Here is a 26,074-nt window from a genome sequence, read left to right on the forward strand (position 1 = left end):
ATGGTGCGAACTTAGGGCAAGGCGCGAGTCCGCCTGCATCGCGCCAGACGTGAGCCACTGCGCGCATCGTCTGCAAGCCAGGGCTAAAGCCGCAATCAGGCGCGTCTCGCCGCGCCCCGCGCTACCGGTCGACGCCCCGGGCATGTAAGATTGATGGCTTTTCCGGGCCTGAAAGCCCTTGCCGCGGCGCGCCCTGTGCCGCCATGCGCCCCGTCCAGTCGACGGAAGGCGCAGCCCGATTCGCTTTCCGCTGGAGATATCCGATGGCGCTTGAACGCACCGAGGTGGAAAAGATCGCTCATCTGGCCCGCCTGGGCCTGTCTGAAGCCGACCTGCCTCGCACCACCGAAACCCTCAACAACATTCTCGGCCTGATCGACCGCATGCAGGCAGTGGACACCACCGGCATCGAGCCGCTGGCCCACCCGCTGGAAACCACGCAGCGCCTGCGTGCCGACGAGGTCACCGAGCGCAACCAGCGCGACGCCTATCAGGCCATCGCCCCGGCGGTGGAAAACGGACTTTATCTGGTCCCGCGGGTGATCGAGTGATGAAGGACACCGACATGCACAACCTGACACTTGCCGAGATCGCCCGCAACCTCAGCGAAAAGCGCTTCTCGGCCGAAGAGCTGACGCGCACCCTGCTCAACCGCATCGAGCAGCTCGATCCGCAGCTGAACAGCTTCATCAGCGTCACCAGTGAGCTCGCCATCGCCCAGGCCCAGGCTGCCGATGCACGACGCGCCACCGGCGAGAGCGGCGCGCTGCTCGGTGCGCCGATCGGCCACAAGGACCTGTTCTGCACCCAGGGCATTCGCACCAGCTGCGGCTCGAAGATCCTCGACAGTTTCAAGGCGCCCTATGACGCCACCGTGGTGGAACGACTGGCAGCGGCCGGCACGGTCACCCTCGGCAAGCTGAACATGGACGAATTCGCCATGGGCTCGGCCAACGAGTCGAGCTATTACGGCCCGGTGAAGAACCCTTGGGACCTGACCCGGGTACCGGGCGGCTCTTCCGGCGGTTCCGCCGCGGCCATTGCGGCGCGCCTGCTGCCCGCCGCGACCGGCACCGACACCGGCGGCTCGATCCGCCAGCCGGCCGCGCTGACCAACCTCACCGGTCTCAAGCCGACCTATGGACGCGTCTCGCGCTGGGGCATGGTGGCCTACGCCTCGAGCCTCGACCAGGGCGGTCCGATGGCGCGCACCGCCGAAGACTGCGCGCTGCTGCTCTCGGCAATGGCCGGCTTCGACCCGAAAGACTCGACCAGCGTCGACCAGCCACTGGACGACTACCTCGCAACACTGAGCCAGCCGCTCGCCGGCCTGCGCATCGGCCTGCCGAAGGAATACTTCGGTGCCGGCCTCGACCCGAAGATCGCCGACGCGGTGATGGGGGTCGTCGAGGAACTGAAGAAGCTCGGCGCCACGGTCAAGGACATCAGCCTGCCGAACATGCAGCACGCGATCCCTTCCTATTACGTGATCGCGCCGGCCGAGGCCAGCTCCAATCTGTCGCGCTTCGACGGTGTGCGCTTCGGCTATCGCTGCGAGAACCCGGCCGACCTCACCGACCTCTACAAGCGCTCGCGCGCCGAAGGCTTCGGTGACGAGGTCAAGCGGCGCATCATGGTCGGCACCTATGCGCTGTCGGCCGGCTACTACGATGCCTACTACCTCAAGGCGCAGAAGATTCGCCGACTGGTCAAGAACGACTTCGTCAGCGCGTTCGATGAGGTCGATGTGATTCTCGGTCCGACCACGCCGAACCTTGCCTGGAAGCTGGGCGAGAAGAACGCCGATCCGGTTTCCGCCTATCTGGAAGACATCTACACCATCACCGCCAACCTGGCGGGCATCCCCGGACTGTCGATGCCGGCCGGCTTCATCGATGGCCTGCCGGTGGGCGTGCAGCTGTTGGCGCCGTACTTCCAGGAAGCGCGCCTGCTCAACGTGGCGCACCAGTATCAACAAGTCACCGATTGGCACATGCGCGCCCCGGCCGGATTCTGAGGAGATTGAAGATGCAATGGGAAACCGTGATCGGGCTGGAGATTCACGCACAGCTCGCGACCCAGTCGAAGATCTTTTCCGGCAGCGCCACCACCTTTGGCGCCGAGCCCAACACCCAGGCCAGCCTGGTCGACCTCGGCATGCCCGGCACCCTGCCGGTGCTCAATGCCGAAGCCGTGCGCATGGCCTGCAAGTTCGGCCTGGCCATCGACGCCGAGATCGCGCCGAAGAACGTCTTCGCGCGCAAGAACTACTTCTACCCTGATCTTCCCAAGGGCTACCAGACCAGCCAGATGGATCATCCCATCGTCGGCAAGGGCCACCTGGACATCACTCTGGAAGATGGCAGCACGCGGCGCATCGGTATCACCCGTGCACACCTGGAAGAGGACGCCGGCAAGAGCCTGCACGAAGACTTCCACGGCATGAGCGGTATCGACCTGAATCGCGCCGGCACGCCGCTGCTGGAGATCGTCTCCGAGCCGGACATCCGCAGCGCCAAGGAAGCGGTCGCCTACGTCAAGGCGATCCACGCGCTGGTGCGCTACCTGGGTATCTGCGACGGCAACATGGCCGAAGGTTCGCTGCGCTGCGATTGCAACGTCTCGGTACGGCCCAAGGGCCAGGCCGAGTTCGGCACCCGCGCCGAGATCAAGAACGTCAACTCCTTCCGCTTTATCGAGAAGGCGATCAACCACGAGGTGCAGCGGCAGATCGAACTGATCGAGGACGGCGGCAAGGTGGTGCAGGAAACCCGCCTGTACGACCCGAACAAGGACGAGACGCGCTCCATGCGCAGCAAGGAAGAAGCCAACGACTACCGCTACTTCCCCTGCCCCGACCTGCTGCCGGTGGTGATCGAGCAGAGCTTCCTCGACGAGGTGCGCGCCAGCCTGCCCGAGCTGCCGGTGCAGAAACGCGAACGCTTCGAGCGCGAGTTCGGCCTGTCGGCCTATGACGCCACGGTGCTGGCCGCCAGTCGCGAGATGGCCGACTACTTTGAACAGGTCAATGCCACCTGCGGTGATGCCAAGCTGGCCGCCAACTGGGTAATGGGCGAGCTGTCCAGCCTGCTCAACAAGGAAGGCCTGGAAATCGAGCAGTCGCCGGTAACCGCCGAGCAGCTGGGCGGCATGATCCTGCGCATCAAGGACAACACCATCAGCGGCAAGATTGCCAAGATGGTCTTCGAGGCCATGGCCGCCGGCGAAGGTTCGGCCGATGAGATCATCGAGAAGAAGGGCCTCAAGCAGGTCACCGACTCCGGCGCCATCGAAGCGATGCTCGACGAGGTGCTGGCGGCCAACGCCGAGCAGGTCGAACAGTACCGCGCCAGCGACGAAGCCAAGCGCGGCAAGATGTTCGGCTTCTTCGTCGGCCAGGCGATGAAGGCTTCCAAGGGCAAGGCCAACCCCGGCCAGGTGAACCAACTGCTGAAGAAGAAGCTCGAAGGCTAAGCTGAGCACGGCACTGCGCGGTCGAGCCGCGCAGTGCCCCATGATCGCTTCCGGCACCGCCAGTACTTCGCCATGCCTGCCGCGGGTTGTCGTCCAAGCGATTGCCCAACGGAAGGACATTTCATGCGAATGCCTCGCCTCGTAACCCTGCTGACACTGATTCTGCTGGCCGCGGGCTGTGCCGAACGCCAGCCAACGCAGCCACCGCAAGCACCAGCCACCAGCCAGGAGCGCTTCACCCAGAGCGGCAAGGCGTCCTATTACGCGCGCATGCACCACGGGCAGCGCACGGCCAATGGCGAAACGCACGACCAGAACGCACTGGTCGCAGCCCATCGCAGCCTGCCGTTCGGCACGCGCGTGCGGGTGACCAACCAGCAGAACGGCAAGCAAGTGATCGTACGCATCAACGACCGCGGACCATTTCGGCGTGGCCGCATCATCGATGTGTCCCGCGCCGCAGCTGCACAACTGGACATGCTGGAGCGTGGCGTGGTCCGCGTCCGCATCGAAACCCTCCCATGAACCAAGCCAATACCGAGACTGCATGACGCCTGCGAACGACCTCATTGCGACTGGAGCGGCAGCATGTCGCTGATCACCTTCGCCTACCTCATCGGCGGCCTGGTGCTGCTCGTCGTCGGCGCCGAAGCCCTGGTCCGCGGCGCCGCCCGGCTGGCCAGCCGCTTTGGCATTCCACCGCTGATCATCGGCCTGACCGTGGTCGCCTTCGGCACCAGTGCACCGGAAACGGCGGTCAGCGTGCAGGCCTCCCTGAGCGGCAGCGGCGACATCGCGGTGGGCAACGTGATCGGCAGCAATATCGCCAACATCCTGTTGATCCTCGGCCTCTCGGCGCTCATCGCACCGCTGCTGGTGTCTCGCCAGCTGATCCGCCTGGACGTGCCGGTGATGATCGGTGCCGGCCTGCTCTGCTACGCACTGGCCTGGAACGGCAGCATCAGTCGGCTGGATGGCGCCGTGCTGCTGGCCGCCCTGGTGGGCTATACGGTGTTTCTGGTCATCGCCAGTCAAAAGGAAAAAGCCGTGGCGGGGGTGGATGAGTTCGCCACCGAGTTCGGCCCCGGCGATAGCGACAAGCCCTTCGCCTGGGTGTGGCAGCTTCTACTGATCCTGCTCGGCCTCAGCCTGCTGGTCGGCGGTTCGAACCTACTCATCGAAGGGGCGGTCGATCTGGCGCGGGCATTGGGCCTGTCGGAACTGATCATCGGCCTGACCGTGGTCGCTGTCGGAACCTCGATGCCGGAGCTGGCCACCTCGGTGCTCGCGGTAATCAAGGGCGAGCGCGACATCGCGGTGGGCAACGTGGTCGGCAGCTGCATATTCAACCTGTTGCTGGTGCTCGGCGCTGGCGCCGCGGTATCGGCCGAGGGCCTGTCGATATCGCCGAACGCGCAATCGTTCGACTTCCCGGTGATGCTGGCGGTGTTCGTCGCCTGCCTGCCGATTTTCTTTTCCGGATATTGCATCCGCCGCTGGGAAGGCCTGCTGTTCTTCACCTATTACCTGGCCTACACCCTCTATCTGGTGATGTTCGCGACCGGCCTCGGCGCCATTGACCTGCTCCGCGATGCGATGCTCTGGTTCGCCTTCCCCTTGACGGCCGTGACGCTTTTGGTGATCTTCCTGCGCGCCTGGCAACGCCAGCGTTGACCTCTCGTTTCTTCAGCCTTTTGCGGAGCCCTCTATCGTGACCCTGATGACCTTTGTCTACCTCATTGCCGGCCTGGTGCTGCTCGTTGCCGGCGCCGAGGTGCTGGTTCGCGGCGCCGCCAAGCTCGCCGCCCAGTTCGGCATTTCGCCGCTGGTCATCGGCCTGACCGTGGTCGCCTTCGGCACCAGCGCCCCGGAAACCGCGGTAAGTGTGCAGGCTTCGCTCAACGGCAGCGGCGACATCGCCATCGGCAACGTGGTCGGCAGCAATATCGCCAACGTGCTGCTGATCCTCGGCATGACCGCACTGGTCGCCCCGCTGGTGGTGTCGCGCCAGCTGATCCGCCTCGACGTACCGATCATGATCGGCGCCAGCCTGGTCACCTTCGGCCTGGCCTGGGATGGCCAGCTCAGCCGCATCGACGGCGCCATCCTGTTCAGCGCCGTGGTGATCTACACCCTGTTCCTGGTGATCAGCAGCCGTCGCGAGAGCGCGGCCGCTGCCGATGACGAGTTCGCCAAGGAGTTCGGCCTCGACGAACCGGCCAAACCCCATGCCGGCCTGATCAATGCCGGCCTGGTGCTCGCTGGACTGGTACTGCTGGTCGTCGGCTCCAACTTCCTGGTCGAGGGTGCCGTCGCGCTGGCACGCGCGCTCGGCCTGTCGGAACTGGTCATCGGCCTCACCGTGATCGCGGTCGGCACTTCGCTGCCGGAACTGGCCACATCGATCATGGCGGCCTTCCGCGGCGAGCGTGATATCGCGGTGGGCAACATCGTCGGCAGCAACATCTTCAACCTGCTCTGCGTGCTAGGCCTGGCCTCGCTGGTTTCGCCGCAGGCGATCGGCGTGTCGTCCAACGCACTGGCATTCGACTTCCCGGTAATGATTGCGGTCGCCGTGGCCTGCCTGCCGATCTTCTTCGCCGGCTACTGCATCAAGCGCTGGGAAGGCGCGCTGTTCCTCGCCTACTACGTGGCGTACACGCTGTACCTGGTACTGACCAGTACCGGTCGACCATTCGCCGAGACCTTCGGCGATGCGATGATCGGCTATGCCCTGCCGCTGACCGCCATCACCCTGCTGGTCATCGCGGGCCGCGCCTGGAAAACCCAGCGCTAAGCGGCGAGGCGATGGGCGCGCAGATGATCCGCGCGCTCATCGCTCAGCCTTCACGCTGTTGCGGGCGCGGCAGCTCGAAGAGCTGCGCCGATTCTTCCTCGTCACCCATCCGACTCAGCGTTCCATCGACCACCGCGCCATTTTCCATGCTCAACTGGCGATAGCGAATGTTGCCCTGCACCCGAGCGTTGGAGTGCAGTTCAAGTAGATGCTCCACGGTCAGATCGCCGATGATGGTACCGTCGATCAGCGCATCATGGCTGCTGACATTACCCTCGATCCGCCCTTCGACACTGAGCGCGAGCAGACTGTGCGAGCCCGGCTTGTGACGGACATTGCCGCGTACTTCGCCACTCACCTTCAGGCCGTCTTCGAACGTCACGTCCCCCGCCACTGTGAGGTTGCCGGAGATCAGACTGGAAAACTGGTCGATGGTGACGCGAGCCACCGGTTTCTTCTTGCTGAACATCGCTTGCTCCAAAGGGTTAACGAACCTTCTTCTGCTGCCGGAAGAAGGCCAGCTCGGTGTGCAGGCGCTCGACCTGCGCTGACAGCGTGGCAATACGCTTTAGCAACTGCTCTTCGGTGGCCTGGGTTTCCTGGCGCTGCAATCGGCTGCGCTCGAGCGCAGCGTTGAGCGCTTCGCTCTGCTCCCGCAATTCAGCGATTCGCTGTGCATGGACCGCGTGCTCGTGGCCACGCAGATAAACCAGGGCACCGATCACGCATAGCAGTGCGAGCATGCACCAGCGACCGACGCCGCCGGCCGCCGCAGCCCGTGGCCGGTGCTCGGCGCGGACCAGCTCGCGAGTCGTGGGTCGTCTAATCGTCAGCCAGACCATCGCCGACGCGCTCCAGATCGTTCAAGGCCAGGAAGCGTTGCGGGTCGACGAAGCGCCCCTTGTGCAGCACTTCGAAATGCAGGTGCGGGCCGGTGGAGCGGCCGGTGGAGCCGACCGCTCCGATGCGTTGCGCCGGGGTGACCACCTCGCCCTGTTGCACGTCGAGCCGCGACAGATGCGCATAGCGACTCACCAAGCGGTTGCCATGATCGATTTCCACCAGCTTGCCATAGGCGCCGCGATAACCCGCGAAGCGCACCCGGCCGCCTGCCGCCGCGACGACGTCGGAACCGGACTTCAGGGCAAAGTCCACACCGGAATGGAACGCCAGCGTCTTGCGGAAGGGATCGATGCGATTGCCGAAGGCGGAGCCCAGGCGAGCTTCGCCTACCGGGCGGCGAGAGGGAATGGCCATCAACGCGGCGTTGCGCTCGGCCGCACGCTGCAACAGCGCATCGAGCATGATCCGCATGCAGCGCGCCGAGGCCTCAGTGTGCGCCAGGTCGGTCAGCGTCACGCCTGGAAGCTCTTGCATGGTTGCCGAGCAGCCGAGCGGGGGAAGCAGCACACCACCCTGCCCTGTATTGCGCGGTTGCTTCTCGCGTTCCGGCGCAAGCACCGGTAGCAGTGCAGGATCGAGCGCAGACAGCTGGGCCTGCAGCGTGCGCTGCTCGTCCATCAATCGCTGCAGGGCAAGCAGATCGGACTCCAGCGACTTCAGCCGCCCGACGACCTCGCCGACGCGGGCAATGGCGAACTGTCCTTCGTTGCCAAGCACAGCCTCATCCGCCACCTGCACGGCTGGCTGTGCCCCCAGCTCGAGTCCTACCCAGACGCCACTGGCGAATCCACCAGTACTCAGACTCAGCAGCAATGCGAGCCCAGGGGGCAGTAGTCGGCGTGGACTGACGATACGTATACCGTCCCGCGTCAACGAGCGGTTCGAAGGTTTGAAGAAGGACATGGCAGTTTCCGAAGCGCTGAACGGCCCCTGTCAGGCAAGCCGTTGATCGATCGGGACAATTTGACGCAAACGGGCTTTTTTTTCTGAGGCCTGATGACCGATTACGGCGTTCACTGCGCCAGCCACACGCGAAAAGCCGATATCCGTCACATTAGCGACGGACGGCAGCACCGTAGTGCAGGACGTCCGGCGCCATGCTAGATCCAGCCCAGCCAGCGCAGCAGGAACAATCCGAGGTTGATGCTCAGGGCCGCCATCAACGTGGTGATGACGATGATGGCCGCCGCCAGCTGATGATTGGAGTTGACCGCGCGCGCCATGACGAAGCTCGCGGCAGCGGTCGGGCTGGCGAAATAAAGAAACAGAATGCCCAGCTCGGCTCCGCGAAAGCCGAAGGCCCAGGCGCCGAGTGTCGCGACGGCCGGCAGCCAGACCATCTTCATCAGGCTCGAACTCAGCGCGCTGCCGCTGCTCTGGCGCAACACGTCCAGGGTCAGCGTCGCGCCGATGCAGATCAACGCAAGCGGAAGCGTCATCTGCGCGAAGTATTGCCCGGACGTCATCAGCCAGCCCGGCAACGCGACCTGCCAGTAGGCGAACGGTACCGCGGCCAGGACACCTATGATCAGGGGATTACGCAGGATGCTGAGCAGGATGTCCCTTGCTCCGACCCGCCCGCCCGGACTGTAGATGGCCAGCACCACCGCGGACAGGCTGTTGTAGACGAGGATCACCACTCCGGCCAGCACGCCGCCGAGGGAGAGCCCGTAGTCACCGTACAGGCTGCTGGCTAGCGCGAGCCCGACGATTCCATTGTTACCGCGGAACGCGCCCTGCACGTATACACCCCGGTCGGCTGCCGGGCAGCGCCAGAGGGCCCAGCTCCAGGCCAGGCCGAAGGTGACGATCGTGGCCCCGACGAAATAGAGCAGCAGTGCGGGCTGCAGCGCCGCGTTCAGATCGGCCTTGATGATGGAGATGAACAGCAGCGTCGGCATGGTGCCCCTGAACACCAGTGCCGAGGCGGTATGCACGAAAGCTGCGTCGATCCAGCCCAGGCGATTGAGCGCAACGCCGAGAAAGAGCATCGCGAACACCGGAGCGGTGACGCTCAGGGTCTGCAGAATGAGGGGGAGCATGAAGGCGCCTGCAACAACGAAAGCGCAAGCATAAAGCAAGCACACCGCGAGGGCTCGACCGGCGTATTCCCCCTATGCCTCCACCAACGGCCGGGCGGCCACGCCCGGCTCGCGCTATCGGCTCCGGCTCAGCGCCGAACCGGTCTTTTCTGCAGTTTGCGCTGCAGGGTCCGACGGTGCATGCCCAGCGCACGCGCGGTCGCGGAGATGTTGCCGTCGTGCTCACTGAGTACGCGCTGAATGTGCTCCCATTGCAGGCGGTCGACCGACATGGGGTTTTCCGGAACCAGGCTGTCCAGGTCGGCATGCTGGGAAAGCAGCGCGGCCAGCACATCGTCTGCGTCGGCTGGCTTGCACAGGTAGTTGCAGGCGCCGCGCTTGATCGCCTCCACCGCGGTGGCGATGCTGGAGTAGCCGGTAAGAATCAGCACACGCATTTCCGGGTCCAGCTCGAGTAGCTTGGGCAGCAGCACCAGGCCGGAATCGCCCTCCATTTTCAGGTCGAGCACCGCATAGTCGGGGATGTCCTGCTTGGCCAGGGCCAGCCCCTCCTCGGCCGAACCGGCGATGCTGACCTGCAGTCCGCGGCGGCTCATGGCGCGAGCCATTACCCGGGTGAAGGTGGGGTCATCATCCACCAACAGCAGATGAGGTTGTTCTTCGCCCTCTTGCTGCAATTCGTCGGTCATCTGTGCATTTCCTCGCATTGGACACGATCAGGATCAGGCGCGCACCGAACCATGCGGCAGGCGCAACTCGGTCAGTGTGCCACCTTCTTCGTGATTGTAGAGCTTCACTGTGCCGCCAGCGCGCGTCACGCTGGCCTGACTGAGAAACAGGCCAAGGCCGAAGCCCTTGCCCTTGGTGGTGATGAACGGCCGACCGATCTGTTCGGCGATGGCCAGGGGAACGCCTGCGCCATGGTCGCGGATGGTCAGCTTGATCCACTGCGCGTCCCAGTCCAGGCGGATATCCAGGTCCTCGGGGCTGGCGTCGGTGGCGTTGTTCAACAGGTTGAGCAGCGACTGGCTGAGGTCCGCCGGCGGCATCAGCTTCGGCGCACTGCCGAGGCCGACGCAGTGGAAGCGGAAAGTCGCCTCCGGACGCATCAGGTGCCAGCGCTGCAGGACCGAGTCGACCCATTCGCGCGCCGTCTGCTCGACGACTGCCTGACGACGGTCCGCCTCGGCTGCACGGACCAGCTGGCGCAGGCTTTCCTTACAGAGCTGAACCTGCGACTGCAACAGGCCGAGATCCTCGTTCAGCTGCGGATCCTTGTACTCCTGGCGCAATTCCTTGAGCAGCACGCTCATGGTCGCCAGCGGCGTACCCAGCTCGTGGGCGGCACCGGCAGCCTGCGTCGCCACGGCCAGCAGCTGCTGGTCACGCATGCTCTCTTCACGGCGCTGGGCTTGCTGCTGCTCCTGACGGCGCAGCTGCTCGGCCATGCGCGCGACGAAGAAGGTGATCAGCGCCGCTGCCAGAGCGAAGCTCAGCCACATGCCGTAGACCTGCAGCGTGGCGCGCTCGAACGGCGGCAGCGCCAGCGGGTCGTACCAGACCAGCATCAGCGTGTAGCCCAATAGCGCGAGGCCGGAGAGCACGATGGAATAGAGCCAGGGCAGCGTGGCGGCGGCGATGGTCAGCGGGACCAGGTAATAGGAGACGAAGGGGTTGGTCGAGCCACCGGAGTAGTACAGCAGGGCGCTGTGAATCAGCAGGTCGCAGCCCAGATGCACCGCATACTCGAGCTCGGTGACCGGCCACGGGCCACGCAGTCGCAGCGCCGTGCCCAGGCAGAGCACGGCCGAAACGGCAAGCGTGATCCCCAGGGCCAGCCAAGGCAGGCTCAGCAGCTGAGTGGCATAAGCGACGCCGACCGCACCGGATTGTGCAGCCAGTACGACGATGCGGATAAGGGTAAGAAGCCGAAGATTCTGCCGGCTGGCCGACAGCAGCGGGACGGATGCGTACATGGGCTCTCCAACGATTCGGCGGAGTATAACCAAGGCGCCTCCCGCCCAGCCGAAATGCGGCAACGCGCCGCATGGACGGCTGCACGCTTTCGCCAGCGCAGGTAGAGTCGACGCTATCGCACCGTTCGGGTGCTCCAGCGAGGAACCGTCATGTCCCATTACCCACTGCGCAGTGCCGCACTGCTGGCGCTGGTCGCAAGCTTTACCAGTCTGAACGCCACGGCCGAAGAGCCGCGCTACAACCAGGTTGCCCTGCGCGCAGAGGTCAGCAGCGAAGTCGCTCATGACCGCATGCACGTCACGCTGTACAGCGAGGCACAGCACAGCGATCCCGCCCAGCTCGCGGCACAGACGACCCGCACACTGAACCAGGCCATACAGACGGCTCGCCAGAACAAAGATGTGATCGTCAGCCAGGGCAGTCGCAACAGCTATCCGGTCTATGACGACAAGGGGCAGCAGATCACCGGCTGGCGCGAGCGTGCGGAGATTCGCCTGGAAAGCGGCGATTTCGCCAGCCTGTCGAAGCTGACCGCCGAATTGATGAAGAATCTGAAGATGGGCGGCATGCATTTCAGCGTGTCGGATCCGATCCGCAAGCAGAACGAGGATGCTCTGCTCAAGGACGCCGTAGCGGCTTTCCAGGCGCGCGCCCAACTCGCCACCGAAGCGCTCGGCGGCAGCGGTTACAAGCTGGTGAGCCTGAACCTCAACGGCGGCGGCTTCCAGCCGGTCATGCGTAGCAGCGCGATGAAGATGGACATGATGGAGTCGGCTCCAGTACCGGAGATCGAAGCCGGCACTCGCCAGGTCACGATCAACGCCGACGGCGTCATCGAAGTTCAGATGCCGTGACCGAAACTGACCATTCGGACCACTTTTTAATATCTTCTTACAAATGGCCAGCCCGCGTCGTTCAAGGGCTGGCGACCGATTCGAAACCACAAATGAGAAATCAATGCAGTAAAGCGTAAATTCTCGTTTACGAATGATTATCATGCGGGCGCCAACGAGACGGCTACAAGGAGCCCGTATGTCCATCCCCTTCGCACGTACCGCCCTGTCCTGCGCCCTGATCGGCTGCAGCTGGACGGCCCTGGCCCAGAACGCGCCCGTCACGCTCAACGACACGGTCGTCAGTGCCGCAGGCTTCGAACAGAAGATCACCGAAGCGCCGGCCAGCATCAGCGTCATCAGCCGTGAAGATCTGCAGCAGAAGCGCTACAACAACCTGGCGCAGGCCTTGGGCGACGTGGAAGGCATCGATATCGGCCAGAGCACCGGCAAAACCGGCGGGCTGAACATCAGCATTCGCGGCATGCCCAGCCAGTACACGCTGATCCTCATCGACGGCCGCCGGCAGAACGCCGCAGGCAATGTCACGCCGAACGGTTTCAACGAAACCTCCACCAGCTTCATGCCGCCGCTGTCCGCCATCGAACGCATCGAGGTGATTCGAGGGCCGATGTCGACGCTTTACGGCTCCGATGCCATGGGCGGGGTGATCAACATCATCACGCGCAAGGTGGGCAAGGAGTGGACCGGCTCGCTGACCCAGGATTACACCTATCAACAAGACCGCGACTTCGGCGACACCCGCAACACCAGCGTCTACGCCAGCGGCCCACTGATCGACGGCCTGCTCGGCCTGCAAGTCCGCGGCAGCCTGTTCGACCGCCAGGAGTCGGATCTGACCTATGGCAACGGTGTCGAGGTGAGCAAACGCGGCCCTTCTCCGGTCGACGGCCGCACCCATAATCTCGGAGCGCGCCTGACGCTCACGCCGCACGATGACCATGACCTGTCCCTGGATGTCGAACGTGGACGCCAGGTGTACAACAACGATGAGTGTCAGCTTGGCACCCTCGATGGTCTGAACAGGGCTTGTACCGCACCGGCTACCGCCGCGAACGGCTATGACGACGAACTTCGCTTCGAGCGCGAGCAGATCGCCCTGACCCACACCGGTCGCCTCGGTTTCGGCACGCTGGATTCCAGCCTGATGCACAACACCACCGAAACCATCGGCCGGACGATCCCCGGCACCATCGGCGCGCCCACCGCAGTACCCGGCGCGACCGGGGGCGATCCGCGCGAGCTGGAAACCACCAACCTGGTCTTCGACACCAAGCTGGTCGCGCCAATCGGCGAATCGCACATCGCCACCGTCGGTGGTCAGTGGTGGAAGGCGGAAATGACCGACGGCATCGCCCAGACCGAGTTCGAGCAGAAGACGTGGGCCCTGTTTGCCGAGGACGAGTGGCGCCTGCGCGATGATCTGGCACTGACCCTCGGCGCCCGCTATGACGACCACGAGTCCTTTGGCGGACATGTCAGTCCGCGCGCCTATCTGGTCTGGAACACCACTGACAGCTGGACCCTCAAGGGCGGCATCAGCAAAGGCTACAAGACGCCGGACCTGAACGACCTGCATGGCGGCATCAACGGTGTAACCGGCCAGGGCACCATCATCACCATCGGCAACCCCGACCTGGACCCCGAAACCACCACCAGCACCGAGTTCGGCGCCTATTTCGACAGCCTGACCGGCTTCAGCGCCAACGCCACGCTGTTCCATAACAAGTTCAAGGACAAGATCGCCAGCGGCGACCCGATCGTCAGTCCGTTGTGCGCAGGCAACACCAACGGCACCTGCTCGCAGCAGATCAATGTCGACGAAGCGGTGACCCGTGGCCTGGAGCTGGCCGGCAGCTGGCAGTTCGCGCCAGCCTGGAAGCTGAGCGCCAACTACACCTACACCGACAGCGAGCAGAAGAGCGGCGATAACAAGGGAGAGCCGCTGACCAACACGCCCGAGCACCTGGCCAATGCCAAACTCGACTGGCAGACCACCGACCGCTTGGGCCTGTGGCTGAAGAGCGAGTATCGCGGCGAGCGCGCGCGCTTCACCTCCAGCTACGAGAACCTCGCTAACGCCAACGGCAGCTATTCCACCAGTCAGTCGATCTACGACACGCTGGGCAAGAACGCCAAGGCCTACACCCTGTTTCACCTGGGCGGGTCGTATCGGGCTACGGAGAACCTGACGCTCAACGCAACGATCTACAACCTCTTCGACAAGGACTTCGTCGACGGCAAGGCCTACACCACCTACTCCAACGGCGGAAGCGCAAACGGCACGGCCTACGGCACCGACTACAGCCACTCAGGCGCAGCCACCACAGGCCTCGTGGAAGAAGGCCGCCGCCTCTGGCTGTCAGCCAACCTGACCTTCTGACCTGAAGGCGATACGACGAGCCGGGATCATCCCGGCTCTGTTGTTTCTCGTCCCACCGGAACGGAAAAGACGCGAATGTATGCTGTTTGTAAATCTTTAGCATTACCGCGTCAGTGGCCCTAGAATTCGCCCACGTTCCCGCACGACAAGGCCCCCCATGTATATCTGGCTCGGCACCCTGCGCCAATGGCACTGGATCAGCTCCGCGCTATGCCTGGTTGGCATGCTGCTGTTCGCGGTCACTGGCATCACGCTGAATCACGCCGGGCAGATCGAGAGCAAACCGCAGGTGCAAAGCCGCGCTGCGCAGCTTCCTGCCCCTCTGCTCACCACCCTGCAGGCCGAAGTGCCTGAGTCGGGCCTTCCCACCGAACTGCGCGAGTGGCTGGAGCAGACCCTGGAAATCCGCCTGACCGGACGTGAAGCCGAATGGAGCGATGGAGAGCTCTACGTCGCCCTGCCCCGCCCCGGTGGAGATGCCTGGCTGAGCCTGAGTACCGAAACCGGCGAACTGGAATACGAGTCGACCGACCGCGGCTGGATCGCCTACTTCAACGACCTGCACAAGGGCCGCCACACCGGCGAGGCCTGGAGCTGGTTCATCGACTTCTTCGCCGTGGCCTGTGTGGTGTTCAGCCTCACCGGTCTGCTGCTCCTGCAACGTCACGCCGGCAACCGGCCCAGCACCTGGCCCCTGGTAGGCCTGGGGCTGGTGATCCCGCTGCTGCTGGCGCTGCTCTTCATTCATTAAGGAACGCTCATGCGTAAACGCCTGTTGTTGCCCCTCGCCCTGCTCAGCGCCCCGCTGCACGCGGCGGATCTGCAGCTGGACGTGGAAATCCCGCGTTTGGATGTCGCCGAGTACCACCGCCCGTACGTGGCCATCTGGCTGGAACGCCCGGACCAGAGCCATGTCGCCAATCTGGCGGTGTGGTACGACACCAAGCTCAAGGACAAGGAAGGCGAAAAGTGGCTCAAGGATCTGCGCCAGTGGTGGCGCCGCAGCGGCCGCAGCCTGGAAATGCCGGTCGATGGCGTCAGCGGTGCCACCCGTGCCGTGGGCAGCCACAGCCTTAAGTTCTCCGACCAGCAGGCGCCGTTCAAAACGCTGGAGGTCGGCGAGTACCGCGTGGTGGTCGAAGCCGCTCGAGAGGTCGGCGGCCGCGAGCTGCTGCGCGTGCCGTTCAGCTGGCCGCCCCAGCAGAACGCCGAACACAAAGCCCAGGGCAAGAGCGAGCTGGGCGCCATCACCCTCAAGCTGACCCCATGAACAGGAAGCACGCCATGAAACCCGTCATCAAATGGACCACCCTGGCGCTCGCCATCTGCCTGCCGCTGTCGGCCCAGGCCCACCGCGCCTGGATGCTGCCGTCGGCCACCGTGCTCTCCGGCGAAGAGCCTTGGATCACCGTCGACGCTGCCGTTTCCAACGATCTGTTCTACTTCGAACACGTACCGATGCGCCTCAAGGGCATCGGCGAGGCAGCCCAGGCGCCGGCAGGCGGCCCGCCGGGCATGCGCCGGCCGGTGCCGGAACTGCAGATCATTGCGCCGGATGGTTCCAAGGTCGCGGCACAGAACGGCGCCATCGGCCGCTACCGCAGCACCTTCGATGTGCAGCTGAGCCAGAAAGGCACCTACAAGCTGGCCGTGGCCAACAATGGCCTGTTCGCCAGCTGGAAGGAAAACGGTCAGCCGCGCCGCTGGATGGGCACCGCGGAAAGCTTCGCCAAGGACGTCCCGGCGAAGGCCGAAGGGCTCAAGGTCAGCCAGACCAGCAACCGCATGGAAGTGTTCGTCACCTCCGGTGCGCCTTCCACCGACGCGCTCTCCCCGACCGGCCAGGGCCTGGAGCTCAAACCCGTCACCCACCCCAACGACCTGTTCGCCGGCGAGGCGGCCGAGTTCGTCTTCCTGCTCGATGGCAAGCCGGCCGCCGATGTCGAGATCAGCGTGATCCCGGGCGGCAACCGCTACCGCGACGAGCTCGGTGAGATGAAGGCGAAAACCGACAAGGACGGCAAGGTCAGCATCACCTGGCCGGAAGCAGGTATGTACTGGATGGAAGCCGAGCTGACCACCGACAACGGCGTCAGCAAGCCGGCAACCGAGCGCCGCGCCAGCTACAGCGCAACCCTGGAAGTGCTGGCGCCCTGACGCGCCGAAAGGCCCGCGCCGTGATGACGGCTCGGGCCTGCCTTATCCCCCTCATCGATGAGCCTTCCGTTGCACTCATCCTTCTTATCCCTCGTGCGCGCCTGGCCGCTGTACAGCTGTATCGTCGTCGCGAGCTGCCTGCTCTGGTGGCAACCGGCGCGGGAGGTCAGCGCGGCAGTGGTGATCGCGCTGTATCTCGCGCTTTCGCTGCACTGCTGGCGTGGGCGGCTGCGCCCGCGAGTGGCCGTAGATGGCCCGGCACAGCTGCTGGTCGCCTACGCCAGCCAGGGCGGCCAGGCACAGGGCTTCGCCGAACGCAGCGCAGCGCAGCTGCGCGACGCAGGCGTGCAGACGCTGCTGCTGCCACTCAATGCGCTGGACCCGAATGATTGGCCGGCCCCGCGCGTCCTGTTCGTCGTCAGCACCTATGGCGAAGGCGAGGCGCCGGACAATGCGGCCCGCTTCGAGCAGCGGCTCGCCGCCGCTGGCATCCAGGCGCGATCGCTGGAATACGCCGTACTGGCCCTCGGTGATCGCCAATACCGCCACTTCTGTGCCTTCGGCCAGCGTCTGGATGAACGAATGCGCCAATGCGGCGCCACGCCACTGTTCGATCGCCTGGAGGCTGACCAAGCCGATCCCGGCGTGCTGCGTCACTGGCAACAGCAGCTGGCCCATTTAAGCGGCAACAGCAATTTCAGTGACTGGCTGCCGGCACCCTATCAAATCTGGCGCCTGACCGGCCGGCATTGCCTCAACCCCGGCAGCTCCGGTGCGCCGGTACAACTGCTGACTCTTGCGCCGCCGAGCGAGCAGGCATCATGGCGCGCGGGCGATATCGTCGAGGTCGGCCCGCGCCACGCCCCCGCCCGCATTGAAGCCTTGCTGCACGATTCAGGCCTCGATCCGCACGAGTTTTTCGATGGCCAGAGCCTGGCCGCGCAGCTGTCCAGAAGGCGCCTGCCCACCACTGGCGACCTGCGCGGCCTCGACGCCGAGGCGTTGCTGGCCCTGCCGCTATTGCCGCATCGCGAATACTCGATCGCCTCGATACCGGCGGACGGCGCCGTGCAACTGGTGGTGCGTGAAGCCTCCCACGCCGACGGCACGCCCGGGCTCGGTTCCGGCTGGTTATGCCGCTACGCGGCCATTGGCGAAGAGATCGATCTGCGCATCCGCAGCAACCCCGCATTCCACGGCCCGGACGCCGCCACGCCACTCATCCTGATCGGCAACGGCACGGGCATCGCCGGACTGCGTGCGCACTTGCGCGAACGTGCCGCACATCAGGGCTCGCGCAACTGGCTGCTGTTCGGCGAGCGCAACGCGGCGCATGACTATCTATTCCAGGACGAATTAACGCAGTGGCATGAAAGCGGCCATCTGCAGCGGCTGGACCTGGCGTTCTCCCGCGACCAGCCGGAGAAGCGCTATGTGCAGCACGTCCTGCGGGATGGGGCCGACGACCTGCGCCACTGGGTCGATCAGGGCGCGGCGATCTATGTCTGTGGCAGCCTGGAAGGTATGGGCCAGGAAGTGCAGCAGATCCTGCTCGGCCTGCTCGGCCAGGCGCGACTGGAACAGCTGAGCGAACAGGGGCGCTATCGCCGCGACCTGTACTGACGCCCCTCAACGACAAAGGCCGCTTCGAAGAGCGGCCTTTGTCGTTTTCATAGCGGGATCAGAAGTGGAAGTTGGTGCTCAGCAATGCAGTACGACCGGCCGCAACATGGGCGTAGTGGCTGCCGTAGACCTGATCGAAATAGCGCTTGTCGGTCAGGTTCTGCACGTTCAGCTGCAGGTCCAGGTTCTTGCTGACGCGATAGGCGGCCATCGCATCGTAGCGCCAGTACTCAGGCACCTCGATGTTGTTGGCCGCATCGCCGAAGCGGGAGTCGACGTAAGTCGCACCGCCACCGATGGTCAGGTCCTGGGTCAGGTTGTAGGTGTTCCAGAAGCTGAAGCTGTGCTTCGGCGTGCTGGGTACCTCGTTACCGTCGTAAAGCCCTTCCACGTACACCGGCGCCGCGCGCGTACCGATGTTGGCGGCCCCGGACTTGACCAGCTCGGCGTCCAGATAGGTATAGCTGGCGAACACCTGCCAGTTACGGGTGATCTGGCCGGTGGCGCCCAGTTCCAGGCCGTCGACCTGGGTTTCACCGATGCTTTCCTGGAAGCCGCTGGCGTTGGTCACACGTGCATTGGTCTTCTCGGTGCGGAACAGCGCGGCAGTCAGGCCCAGACGCTCATCGAAGAAGTCCCACTTGGTGCCGATCTCGTAGTTGCGATTGCGCTCCGGATCGAGAACCTCGTTGTTCACGCTGAGTGCATCGGAGCCTTCGCCACCGGTCTCGCCGGACGGATTGCTGGAGGTCGACCAGGCCGCATAGATGCTGCCATTGGGCAACGGATTGAAGACCAGACCCAGCTGATAGTTCCAGAAGTGGCTCTTGTTTTCCGGACGGGTTATCACACCATCGGTGGATACGGCCTTCTGCTCCGTTTCGTAGTCGTCGTAGCGCAGGCCCATGTTCAGCGACCATTGCTCGTTGAACTTCAGCGTATCGAATACATAGGCCGCCAGCGTTTCGGTGTCGGTATCGGTCGTCGCGGTGCTGCGCGCAATGCTGCCGGTCCAGGCATCCTTGGGGCTCGGGTTGTACAGGCTGGTGCAGTCACCAGATGCCAGCGAGGCAGCCGAGCAACCCCGACCGTCGATCCCTTGTGTCACGACATATGGGCGGTTGTGCACGCCAACATCGTTGATCTCCACGCCCGTCACCAGGGTGTGCTCGATGCCGCCGGTATCGAAGCGCGCGGTCAGATCAGTCTGGTTGACCCAGCTCTGGGTATTGGAGTTGCGGCTCTTGGCTGCTCGCGAAACCAGCCCGTTGGGCACGTTGCCGCGCGAGTCGTCCGGGTTGGTGACGATGTAATCCAGTGTGGTACGGGCGATTCGCGTGGTGTTGGAGACGGTCAGGTTCTCGTTCAGGTCGTGCTCCAGGCGAATCGTGCCGGCATCCGTGGTGCTCTCGCGGAAGTCGCGGCTCTCCAGCCCGTAGAAGTTATCGCGATCCACGCTCACCGGCTCGCGGCGCGGATTGCTCGGTGTGGCCACAGTCAGCGGAATGCCGTAATCCGGCATGTCATCCGTTTCCAGGTGGTAGTAAGACAGCGTCGCCCGGGTCGGCGTATCGAAGCCGAAGGTGATGGTCGGCGCCACGCCCCAGCGGCTGACGTCAACGCCATCGCGGCCGGCAACGTTGGCCTCGTGCTTCATCAGGTTCAGGCGGCCGGCGACGTTGTCACCCAGCACGCGGTTGACGTCCAGCGTGTAGCGGCGGGTCTGGTCCGAGCCGAGGGTGACACTGGCGTCGCCGAAGTCGTACTGCTTGGCGGTCTTGCTGATCAGGGTCAGGCTGCCGCCTGTGGAGCCGGCACCGGTGTAGGCAGAACCCGGCCCCTTGCTCACCTCGATGCTCTCGACGTTGAAGATCTCGCGGGTCTGCGAACCCACGTCGCGCAGGCCATCGATAAAGGTGTCGCTCTCGGCGTTGAAGCCGCGAATGATCGGCCGGTCACCCGCCGGGTTGCCGCCCTCACCCGCACCGAAGGTAATGCCGGAGGTGGTACGCAACGCGTCGACCAGCGTGAGCGAGCCGGTGTCGCGGATCACCTGATCGGTGATCACGGTGACCGATTTTGGGGTCTCGCGCAGCGGCGCGGTGTACTTCTTCGAAGCGGAGGTATCGGCTTTGTAGCTTTGCTCCTGCTCGCCGATCACGGTCACTTCGTCGAGCGCAACTGGCGCCTCGCCGCGCGCAGCGGTGATATCCGGCGCGGACTGGGCGATGGAGGGGGCGGAGAAAGCGGTTAGGGCAACACCAATAGCCGAAGCCAACACGCGAGGTGGCTGGGCCAGTTCTAGAGACTGACGCGACATGTAATGCGGATCCTTGGAAAGTTGATGCAACTGCGAATTGCTATTATTATCAGGTAGCATTCTGATACATTCTGTCGCATTCTGAAACACCCAAATGCAAACTAATATCATTTGCTCTTTCCAACCCCTCCGGTGATCCATGCTGCTACGCATTGCCAATGTGTTTTCCCGAGAAGAAACCGACCGTATCCGCACCGCACTGGAACAGGCCGACTGGCGTGACGGCCGCGTCACCGCCGGCTACCAATCGGCCAGGGCGAAACACAATCTGCAGCTGGCGGAGGATGATCCCCTGGCGCGCGAAATCGCCGAGGCCATGCTGCAGCGTCTCTGGCAACATCCGCAGTTCATGTCCGCCGCGCTGCCGAGCAAGGTCTTCCCGCCCCTGTTCAACTGCTACACGGCCGGTGGCGAGTTCGGCTATCACATCGACAATGCGGTGCGGCAGGTGCGTAACAGCGCCGAACGCGTGCGCACCGACCTGTCCGCCACGCTGTTCTTCAGCGATCCCGACGAATACGACGGCGGCGAACTGGTGATTCAGGACACCTATGGCACGCAGCGGGTGAAGTTCGCTGCCGGCGACATGGTGCTCTACCCCAGCACCAGCCTGCACAAGGTCGAGCCGGTGACCCGCGGCGCACGGCTGGCCTCGTTCTTCTGGATTCAAAGCCTGGTTCGCGAGGATGCCCAGCGCACGCTGCTCTACGAGATGGACCAGGCCATCCAGCAACTGACCGCCGATGTGCCGGACCACCCATCCCTGGTGCAACTGACCGGCACCTACCACAACCTGCTGCGCCGCTGGGTCGAGGTCTGATGCCCCATCTTCTGCGCCGCGAGGAAGCCCTCGACACGACCCAGCTGGACGATCTCGCCGAGCAGCCGCAGCGTGCCGCGCGGCTGGTGCTGGCGGCTGCCGCGGCCGGCGAAGTCGAGGCCCAGGCGCTACTCGGCCAGATCCTGCTGGAAGGCTACGGCATCCAGGCCGACCCGACGCTGGCCCTGACCTGGTTCGACATCGCCGCCGAACGCGGACATGCCATGGCCTGCAACATGGCCGGTCGCTGCCACGAGCACGGCTGGGGTTGCACAGCCGATACGAAGCGCGCCGCCGACTACTACCGGCGCGCCGCCGATCTGGGGCTGGACTGGGGCATGTACAACCTGGCCAACCTGCTGGCCACCGGACGTGGCGTGGTAAAGGACCACACGACCGCCTACCGGCTCTATCGCCAGGCTGCCGAGCTTGGTCATGCCAAGTCGATGAACCTCACCGGCCGCTGCCTCGAAGACGGCTGCGGCGTGGCGCGGGATCTGGCCACGGCACATGCCTGGTATGCACGTTCGGCCGAAGCCGGCGACTTTCGCGGGCAGTTCAGCCATGCCGCCGTGCTAATCGCCGAGCGGCAATGGGACGCCGCCCGGCATTGGCTGAGTCTCGCGCTGGAGCTCGGCCACCTGAAGTTCATCGAAACCGCGCTGGCCAGCCTGCAGGCCGCCGCGCTGCCGCCGATCGCCGATATCGTCGAGGCCTACGCGCGGCGACGCGACGAGCTACGCGCCGGTCCACAGTGAACGAAGCGCGGAAACGAAAACGCCCCGCATGGCGGGGCGTTTCATTCGGCGACTACGGCTTAGATGTAGTAAGCCTTCAGCGGCGGGAAACCGTTGAATTCCACCGCGCTGTAGCTGGTGGTGTAGGCGCCGGTGGATAGCCAGTACAGGCGGTCACCGATGGCCAGGTTCAGCGGCAGGCCGTACTTGTAGTTCTCGTACATGATGTCGGCGCTGTCACAGGTCGGCCCGGCAATCACCACTTCCTCCACTTCGCCCTTCTTCTCGGCGTAGATCGGGAACTTGATGGACTCGTCCATGGTTTCGATCAGACCGCTGAACTTGCCCACATCGACATACACCCAGCGCTCGACCGCGGTACGCGACTTGCGCGCCACCAGCACCACTTCGCTGACCAGGATGCCAGCGTTGGCGATCAGCGAACGGCCCGGCTCAAGGATGATTTCCGGCAGGTCGTCGCCGAAGTCTTCCTTGAGGAAGCGGATGATCTCCTCGGCATAGGTTTCCAGGCTGTTGGTGCGGGTGATGTAGTTGGCCGGGAAGCCGCCACCCATGTTGATCATCTTCAGCTCGATGCCGTCTTCTTCCTTCAGGCGCTCGAAGATCACCTTGACCTTGGCGATAGCCGCGTCCCACACGGAGATGTCGCGCTGCTGCGAGCCGACGTGGAAGGAAATGCCGTAAGGCACCAGGCCCAGCTGGCGAGCGAGAATCAGCAGGTCCATGGCCATGTCGGTCTGGCAGCCGAACTTGCGCGACAGCGGCCAGTCGGCCGTGGTCGAGCCTTCGGTGAGGATGCGTACGTAGACCTTCGAGCCCGGCGCGGCCTTGGCGATGTTGCGCAGGTCGGCTTCGGAGTCGGTGGCGAACATGCGCACGCCCTTCTCGAAGAAGTAGCGGATGTCCTTGGACTTCTTGATGGTGTTGCCGTAGCTGATGCGCTCCGGGCCGACGCCGCGGGACATGACCTTGTCCAGCTCGTAGATCGAGGCGATGTCGAAGCTCGAGCCCTTGTCACGCAGCAGGTCGATGATCTCCACCGCCGGGTTGGCCTTGACCGCGTAATACACCTTGGCGAATTCGAAACCGGCGCGCAGGTCGTCGTAGGCCTTGCTGATGGTTTCGGTGTCGATCACCACGAACGGGGTTTCGTGCTGGTCGGCGAAAGCCTTCATCTTCTGGAAGGTGGCGCGAGGGAAATAGTCTTCGATCTTGACCGTCATGCGTGGGACTCCAAATACGGGAAACAAAAGTCGGATGAGGGGTGGAGGGCATCAGCCCTGACAAGAACGCCTGATCAGTTTCCCCACTTTGGTTCGCCTACTTCCCAAGGCATGTCGCCGAGTATCACGGTGGATCTCTCGTCGTCAGTACTTGAGCCGGATGGATCGTTGCCAGCATGGACGTTCGGGCGCGAACTTTAGGACCAAGGGGGGCATAGATCAATCAAAAAAACGTCCCGATTACGCATCCGTTTCGAGTTGTTGTCGATTCAAAACAAAGCGTCCTAGAAACTGCACAAAACCGCCGATTTCCGCTGCCGTGCGGGCCGCAGGGGAATCCATTTGCCGCTATAATCGCCGCCTTTTTTGACAGACCGACTACTCGTCGACGGGTTCCTTAATACCGATGACCACTCAGGCCGCCGAAGTCGCGAAGCGCCGTACCTTCGCCATCATCTCGCACCCCGATGCGGGCAAGACCACCATCACCGAAAAGCTGCTGCTGATGGGCAAGGCGATCGCCGTCGCCGGTACGGTGAAGTCGCGCAAATCCGACCGCCACGCCACCTCCGACTGGATGGAAATGGAGAAGCAGCGCGGCATCTCCATCACCACCTCGGTGATGCAGTTCCCCTACCGCGAGCACATGATCAACCTGCTCGACACCCCTGGCCACGAGGACTTCTCCGAAGACACCTACCGCACCCTGACCGCGGTGGACTCGGCGCTGATGGTGCTCGACGGCGGTAAAGGTGTGGAGCCGCGCACCATCGCGCTGATGGATGTGTGCCGCCTGCGGGACACACCCATCGTCAGCTTTATCAACAAGCTCGACCGCGACATCCGTGACCCGATCGAGCTGCTCGACGAGATCGAGGCGGTACTGAAGATCAAGGCCGCGCCGATCACCTGGCCGATCGGCTGCTACCGCGATTTCAAGGGCGTCTACCACCTGGCCGAGGACCGCATCATCGTCTTCGTGCCCGGCCATGGCCACGAACGCATCGAGACGCGGGTCATCGACAAGCTCGATTCCGACGAGGCCCGCGCGCACCTGGGCGACATGTACGACGATTTCGTCGAGCAGCTGGAGCTGGTCCAGGGCGCCTGCCACGAGTTCGACAAGGACGCCTTCCTCAAAGGCGAGATGACGCCGGTGTTCTTCGGCACCGCACTGGGCAACTTCGGCGTCGACCATGTGCTGGACGCCGTCGTCGACTGGGCACCGAAGCCGCTGGCGCGCGTCGCCAACGAGCGCACCGTGGAGCCGGTCGAGGAGAAATTCACAGGCTTCGTGTTCAAGATCCAGGCGAACATGGACCCCAAGCACCGCGACCGTATCGCCTTCATGCGCATCTGCTCGGGCAAGTACGAGAAGGGCATGAAGATGCGCCACGTGCGCATCAAGAAGGACCTGAAGATCGCCGACGCGCTGACCTTCTTCTCCAGCGAGCGGGAGATGCTGGAGGAAGCCTGGGCCGGCGACATCATCGGCCTCCACAACCACGGCACCATCCAGATCGGCGATACCTTCACCGAGGGCGAAGTGCTGGGCTTCACCGGCATCCCGCACTTCGCCCCGGAACTGTTCCGCCGCGTGCGCCTGAAGGACCCGCTCAAATCCAAGCAGCTGCGCCAGGGCCTGCAGGAACTGGCCGAGGAAGGCGCCACCCAGGTGTTCTTCCCCGAGCGCAACAACGACATCATCCTCGGCGCGGTGGGCGTGCTGCAGTTCGACGTCGTCGCCAGCCGCCTGAAGGAGGAATACAAGGTCGAGTGCGCGTATGAAGCGATCAACGTCTGGTCGGCGCGCTGGATCGAGTGCAGCGACGAGAAGAAGCTCAAGGAATTCAAGGACAAGGCCTACGAGAACCTCGCCGTCGACGGCGGCGGCCACCTGACCTACCTGGCGCCGACCCGGGTGAACCTGAGCCTGATGGAAGAGCGCTGGCCGGACGTAAAATTCCGTGCCACCCGCGAGCATCACTGAGAACCGCCACACAAGCCGAGGACACGCGCTGAGCTATGTTCAGCGCTTATCTCCCTGGAGCTATGCCATGCGTCGTCTGATGTTCCTGCTTGCTCTGCTAATCCCTGTCGCCCAGGCTGGGACGCTGATCAACAGCCCTTACTGGGTCGTAGCCCTCAGCTGCGACAACAACCAGCACTGCTATGCCGCCAGTAACGGCAGCTACACCGGCTCGCTGAACGGCGCGCGGCGCTTTGCTGATCAGACCCAGGCGACAAAGTTTCTGAACAGCCTGACCTCCAGCCTGCGAAGTAAATCCCCGCGTCTGGAGCAGCACGTTGAACAGCAGTGCGTCGAGCCGGACAGTAATCGCCCAGCTCAGGGTCGATCCTGCTGAGCGATGTCGGCACAAGCAACGCAATACTCGGCCGCCGGCATCGCCCGTAGGCGCGCCTCTTCAATCGGTTCACCGCAGCGCTGGCATTCGCCGTAACGGCCCTGTGCCAGGCGTTGGCGCGCCAGGCCAACGCGGCGCAACTCTTCTTCGGCCTCGATCAGCAGGCCGCGCAATACGTCGTCGTTCTGCCGCTCCTGGGCCTGCTCCGCCGAATCATGCTCGTGCTCGCGGGCCAGGTCGCGGCGCAGCGCCGCGGCACGCTGCAGGTAGTCGCTGCTCAGACGTTCGAGGGCTTGCTGGGGATCGAATCGGGACATGGCGTGGCTCCTTCTGCTGGTGACTAACAGTGTGAACCGCGCCATGCCCTTTGCACTGAT

25 protein-coding genes are annotated in these 26,074 nt (G+C 64.0%); 16 read left to right on the plus strand and 9 right to left on the minus strand.

Translation table 11 applies throughout. The features are described from left to right. Window positions 1-263: 263 nt before the first annotated feature. From gatC to ACX1DW_RS12390, 6 genes are all read left to right on the plus strand, one after another. Window positions 264-551 carry an Asp-tRNA(Asn)/Glu-tRNA(Gln) amidotransferase subunit GatC gene (gene gatC / locus ACX1DW_RS12365; protein WP_063544381.1) on the plus strand — a complete coding sequence of 96 codons (288 nt, stop codon included), beginning with the start codon at window positions 264-266 and terminating at the stop codon, window positions 549-551. A gap of 14 nt (window positions 552-565) precedes the next feature. Beyond that, window positions 566-2,017 (plus strand): Asp-tRNA(Asn)/Glu-tRNA(Gln) amidotransferase subunit GatA, encoded by a 1,452-nt coding sequence (gene gatA, locus ACX1DW_RS12370; RefSeq protein WP_200600153.1) that lies wholly within the window; start codon window positions 566-568, stop codon window positions 2,015-2,017. A gap of 11 nt (window positions 2,018-2,028) precedes the next feature. Next, on the plus strand, window positions 2,029-3,474 hold the full coding sequence (gatB, locus tag ACX1DW_RS12375; RefSeq protein ID WP_125868257.1) for an Asp-tRNA(Asn)/Glu-tRNA(Gln) amidotransferase subunit GatB: 1,446 nt from the start codon (window positions 2,029-2,031) through the stop codon (window positions 3,472-3,474). A 123-nt stretch (window positions 3,475-3,597) separates the two neighbouring features. After that, window positions 3,598-3,999 (plus strand): septal ring lytic transglycosylase RlpA family protein, encoded by a 402-nt coding sequence (locus ACX1DW_RS12380; protein WP_200600157.1) that lies wholly within the window; start codon window positions 3,598-3,600, stop codon window positions 3,997-3,999. Between the two features lie 63 nt (window positions 4,000-4,062). Beyond that, window positions 4,063-5,148: a calcium/sodium antiporter gene (locus ACX1DW_RS12385; RefSeq protein WP_200600159.1), complete on the plus strand. Its 1,086-nt coding sequence runs from the start codon at window positions 4,063-4,065 to the stop codon at window positions 5,146-5,148. Between the two features lie 37 nt (window positions 5,149-5,185). After that, window positions 5,186-6,271 carry a calcium/sodium antiporter gene (locus ACX1DW_RS12390; RefSeq protein ID WP_133456171.1) on the plus strand — a complete coding sequence of 362 codons (1,086 nt, stop codon included), beginning with the start codon at window positions 5,186-5,188 and terminating at the stop codon, window positions 6,269-6,271. 43 nt (window positions 6,272-6,314) lie between these two features. Here ACX1DW_RS12390 and ACX1DW_RS12395 read toward each other — a convergent pair whose 3' ends face one another. The 6 genes from ACX1DW_RS12395 to ACX1DW_RS12420 form a co-directional block, all read right to left on the minus strand. Beyond that, window positions 6,315-6,740, minus strand: a complete 426-nt coding sequence (locus tag ACX1DW_RS12395) for a bactofilin family protein (protein ID WP_200600161.1) — start codon at window positions 6,738-6,740, stop codon at window positions 6,315-6,317. 16 nt (window positions 6,741-6,756) lie between these two features. After that, window positions 6,757-7,113, minus strand: a complete 357-nt coding sequence (locus tag ACX1DW_RS12400) for a hypothetical protein (protein ID WP_200600163.1) — start codon at window positions 7,111-7,113, stop codon at window positions 6,757-6,759. Next, complete coding sequence (locus ACX1DW_RS12405) at window positions 7,094-8,077, minus strand: M23 family metallopeptidase (RefSeq protein WP_458991647.1); 984 nt, start codon at window positions 8,075-8,077, stop codon at window positions 7,094-7,096. The genes ACX1DW_RS12400 and ACX1DW_RS12405 overlap by 20 nt, the downstream gene beginning before the upstream one ends. Window positions 8,078-8,274: 197 nt before the next feature. Continuing rightward, complete coding sequence (locus ACX1DW_RS12410) at window positions 8,275-9,216, minus strand: AEC family transporter (protein ID WP_063544359.1); 942 nt, start codon at window positions 9,214-9,216, stop codon at window positions 8,275-8,277. Window positions 9,217-9,344: 128 nt separating this feature from the next. Then, window positions 9,345-9,905 (minus strand): response regulator transcription factor, encoded by a 561-nt coding sequence (locus tag ACX1DW_RS12415; protein ID WP_014821408.1) that lies wholly within the window; start codon window positions 9,903-9,905, stop codon window positions 9,345-9,347. Window positions 9,906-9,938: 33 nt separating this feature from the next. After that, window positions 9,939-11,192 carry an ATP-binding protein gene (locus tag ACX1DW_RS12420; RefSeq protein ID WP_110778015.1) on the minus strand — a complete coding sequence of 418 codons (1,254 nt, stop codon included), beginning with the start codon at window positions 11,190-11,192 and terminating at the stop codon, window positions 9,939-9,941. 150 nt (window positions 11,193-11,342) lie between these two features. Here ACX1DW_RS12420 and ACX1DW_RS12425 point away from each other — a divergent pair, with 150 nt between their 5' ends. The 6 genes from ACX1DW_RS12425 (at window position 11,343) to ACX1DW_RS12450 (ending at window position 18,210) form a co-directional block, all read left to right on the plus strand. Further along, window positions 11,343-12,047, plus strand: a complete 705-nt coding sequence (locus ACX1DW_RS12425; RefSeq protein ID WP_161611484.1) for an SIMPL domain-containing protein — start codon at window positions 11,343-11,345, stop codon at window positions 12,045-12,047. Between the two features lie 178 nt (window positions 12,048-12,225). Beyond that, window positions 12,226-14,430 carry a TonB-dependent receptor domain-containing protein gene (locus tag ACX1DW_RS12430; RefSeq protein ID WP_458991648.1) on the plus strand — a complete coding sequence of 735 codons (2,205 nt, stop codon included), beginning with the start codon at window positions 12,226-12,228 and terminating at the stop codon, window positions 14,428-14,430. 157 nt (window positions 14,431-14,587) lie between these two features. Then, on the plus strand, window positions 14,588-15,181 hold the full coding sequence (locus ACX1DW_RS12435) for a PepSY-associated TM helix domain-containing protein (RefSeq protein WP_458991649.1): 594 nt from the start codon (window positions 14,588-14,590) through the stop codon (window positions 15,179-15,181). Between the two features lie 9 nt (window positions 15,182-15,190). After that, window positions 15,191-15,700, plus strand: a complete 510-nt coding sequence (locus tag ACX1DW_RS12440) for a DUF2271 domain-containing protein (protein WP_110778019.1) — start codon at window positions 15,191-15,193, stop codon at window positions 15,698-15,700. 14 nt (window positions 15,701-15,714) lie between these two features. Next, complete coding sequence (locus ACX1DW_RS12445; RefSeq protein ID WP_458991650.1) at window positions 15,715-16,587, plus strand: DUF4198 domain-containing protein; 873 nt, start codon at window positions 15,715-15,717, stop codon at window positions 16,585-16,587. A 69-nt stretch (window positions 16,588-16,656) separates the two neighbouring features. Further along, window positions 16,657-18,210, plus strand: a complete 1,554-nt coding sequence (locus ACX1DW_RS12450; protein WP_458991651.1) for a sulfite reductase subunit alpha — start codon at window positions 16,657-16,659, stop codon at window positions 18,208-18,210. A gap of 58 nt (window positions 18,211-18,268) precedes the next feature. Here the strand turns inward: ACX1DW_RS12450 and ACX1DW_RS12455 are convergent, their stop codons facing one another. Further along, on the minus strand, window positions 18,269-20,530 hold the full coding sequence (locus tag ACX1DW_RS12455) for a TonB-dependent receptor (RefSeq protein ID WP_458991652.1): 2,262 nt from the start codon (window positions 20,528-20,530) through the stop codon (window positions 18,269-18,271). A 139-nt stretch (window positions 20,531-20,669) separates the two neighbouring features. Between ACX1DW_RS12455 and ACX1DW_RS12460 the strand changes: the two genes are divergently transcribed. Both ACX1DW_RS12460 and ACX1DW_RS12465 read left to right on the plus strand, forming a co-directional pair. Beyond that, window positions 20,670-21,350, plus strand: a complete 681-nt coding sequence (locus ACX1DW_RS12460) for a Fe2+-dependent dioxygenase (protein ID WP_156244324.1) — start codon at window positions 20,670-20,672, stop codon at window positions 21,348-21,350. Continuing rightward, window positions 21,350-22,108 (plus strand): tetratricopeptide repeat protein, encoded by a 759-nt coding sequence (locus ACX1DW_RS12465; protein ID WP_208217573.1) that lies wholly within the window; start codon window positions 21,350-21,352, stop codon window positions 22,106-22,108. The genes ACX1DW_RS12460 and ACX1DW_RS12465 overlap by 1 nt, the downstream gene beginning before the upstream one ends. 59 nt (window positions 22,109-22,167) lie before the next feature. On the opposite strand, the gene ACX1DW_RS12470 is transcribed toward ACX1DW_RS12465, so the two are convergent. Further along, window positions 22,168-23,331, minus strand: a complete 1,164-nt coding sequence (locus tag ACX1DW_RS12470) for a type III PLP-dependent enzyme (RefSeq protein ID WP_102840544.1) — start codon at window positions 23,329-23,331, stop codon at window positions 22,168-22,170. A gap of 406 nt (window positions 23,332-23,737) precedes the next feature. On the opposite strand from ACX1DW_RS12470, the gene ACX1DW_RS12475 reads away from it, so the two are divergent. Both ACX1DW_RS12475 and ACX1DW_RS12480 read left to right on the plus strand, forming a co-directional pair. After that, the gene (locus ACX1DW_RS12475) at window positions 23,738-25,321 is read left to right on the plus strand and encodes a peptide chain release factor 3 (RefSeq protein WP_063544343.1); all 1,584 of its coding nucleotides are present in this window, start codon (window positions 23,738-23,740) and stop codon (window positions 25,319-25,321) included. Window positions 25,322-25,388: 67 nt separating this feature from the next. Then, window positions 25,389-25,697 (plus strand): hypothetical protein, encoded by a 309-nt coding sequence (locus ACX1DW_RS12480; protein WP_156244320.1) that lies wholly within the window; start codon window positions 25,389-25,391, stop codon window positions 25,695-25,697. Here ACX1DW_RS12480 and ACX1DW_RS12485 read toward each other — a convergent pair. Continuing rightward, complete coding sequence (locus ACX1DW_RS12485) at window positions 25,679-26,014, minus strand: TraR/DksA family transcriptional regulator (protein WP_208217572.1); 336 nt, start codon at window positions 26,012-26,014, stop codon at window positions 25,679-25,681. The two genes, ACX1DW_RS12480 and ACX1DW_RS12485, sit on opposite strands and share 19 nt — an antisense overlap. Window positions 26,015-26,074: the final 60 nt, after the last annotated feature.

Source organism: Stutzerimonas sp. KH-1, assembly GCF_054483855.1.

What these genes read in the sequence shown, in the direction of transcription:
- gatC (WP_063544381.1), top strand. Translation starts at nt 264, where the DNA reads ATGGCGCTTGAACGCACCGAGGTGGAAAAGATCGCTCATCTGGCCCGC.
- gatA (WP_200600153.1), top strand. Translation starts at nt 566, where the DNA reads ATGCACAACCTGACACTTGCCGAGATCGCCCGCAACCTCAGCGAAAAG.
- gatB (WP_125868257.1), top strand. Translation starts at nt 2,029, where the DNA reads ATGCAATGGGAAACCGTGATCGGGCTGGAGATTCACGCACAGCTCGCG.
- ACX1DW_RS12380 (WP_200600157.1), top strand. Translation starts at nt 3,598, where the DNA reads ATGCGAATGCCTCGCCTCGTAACCCTGCTGACACTGATTCTGCTGGCC.
- ACX1DW_RS12385 (WP_200600159.1), top strand. Translation starts at nt 4,063, where the DNA reads ATGTCGCTGATCACCTTCGCCTACCTCATCGGCGGCCTGGTGCTGCTC.
- ACX1DW_RS12395 (WP_200600161.1), bottom strand. Translation starts at nt 6,740, where the DNA reads ATGTTCAGCAAGAAGAAACCGGTGGCTCGCGTCACCATCGACCAGTTT.
- ACX1DW_RS12400 (WP_200600163.1), bottom strand. Translation starts at nt 7,113, where the DNA reads ATGGTCTGGCTGACGATTAGACGACCCACGACTCGCGAGCTGGTCCGC.
- ACX1DW_RS12405 (WP_458991647.1), bottom strand. Translation starts at nt 8,077, where the DNA reads ATGTCCTTCTTCAAACCTTCGAACCGCTCGTTGACGCGGGACGGTATA.
- ACX1DW_RS12410 (WP_063544359.1), bottom strand. Translation starts at nt 9,216, where the DNA reads ATGCTCCCCCTCATTCTGCAGACCCTGAGCGTCACCGCTCCGGTGTTC.
- ACX1DW_RS12415 (WP_014821408.1), bottom strand. Translation starts at nt 9,905, where the DNA reads ATGACCGACGAATTGCAGCAAGAGGGCGAAGAACAACCTCATCTGCTG.
- ACX1DW_RS12420 (WP_110778015.1), bottom strand. Translation starts at nt 11,192, where the DNA reads ATGTACGCATCCGTCCCGCTGCTGTCGGCCAGCCGGCAGAATCTTCGG.
- ACX1DW_RS12425 (WP_161611484.1), top strand. Translation starts at nt 11,343, where the DNA reads ATGTCCCATTACCCACTGCGCAGTGCCGCACTGCTGGCGCTGGTCGCA.
- ACX1DW_RS12430 (WP_458991648.1), top strand. Translation starts at nt 12,226, where the DNA reads ATGTCCATCCCCTTCGCACGTACCGCCCTGTCCTGCGCCCTGATCGGC.
- ACX1DW_RS12435 (WP_458991649.1), top strand. Translation starts at nt 14,588, where the DNA reads ATGTATATCTGGCTCGGCACCCTGCGCCAATGGCACTGGATCAGCTCC.
- ACX1DW_RS12440 (WP_110778019.1), top strand. Translation starts at nt 15,191, where the DNA reads ATGCGTAAACGCCTGTTGTTGCCCCTCGCCCTGCTCAGCGCCCCGCTG.
- ACX1DW_RS12445 (WP_458991650.1), top strand. Translation starts at nt 15,715, where the DNA reads ATGAAACCCGTCATCAAATGGACCACCCTGGCGCTCGCCATCTGCCTG.
- ACX1DW_RS12455 (WP_458991652.1), bottom strand. Translation starts at nt 20,530, where the DNA reads ATGTCGCGTCAGTCTCTAGAACTGGCCCAGCCACCTCGCGTGTTGGCT.
- ACX1DW_RS12460 (WP_156244324.1), top strand. Translation starts at nt 20,670, where the DNA reads ATGCTGCTACGCATTGCCAATGTGTTTTCCCGAGAAGAAACCGACCGT.
- ACX1DW_RS12465 (WP_208217573.1), top strand. Translation starts at nt 21,350, where the DNA reads ATGCCCCATCTTCTGCGCCGCGAGGAAGCCCTCGACACGACCCAGCTG.
- ACX1DW_RS12470 (WP_102840544.1), bottom strand. Translation starts at nt 23,331, where the DNA reads ATGACGGTCAAGATCGAAGACTATTTCCCTCGCGCCACCTTCCAGAAG.
- ACX1DW_RS12475 (WP_063544343.1), top strand. Translation starts at nt 23,738, where the DNA reads ATGACCACTCAGGCCGCCGAAGTCGCGAAGCGCCGTACCTTCGCCATC.
- ACX1DW_RS12480 (WP_156244320.1), top strand. Translation starts at nt 25,389, where the DNA reads ATGCGTCGTCTGATGTTCCTGCTTGCTCTGCTAATCCCTGTCGCCCAG.
- ACX1DW_RS12485 (WP_208217572.1), bottom strand. Translation starts at nt 26,014, where the DNA reads ATGTCCCGATTCGATCCCCAGCAAGCCCTCGAACGTCTGAGCAGCGAC.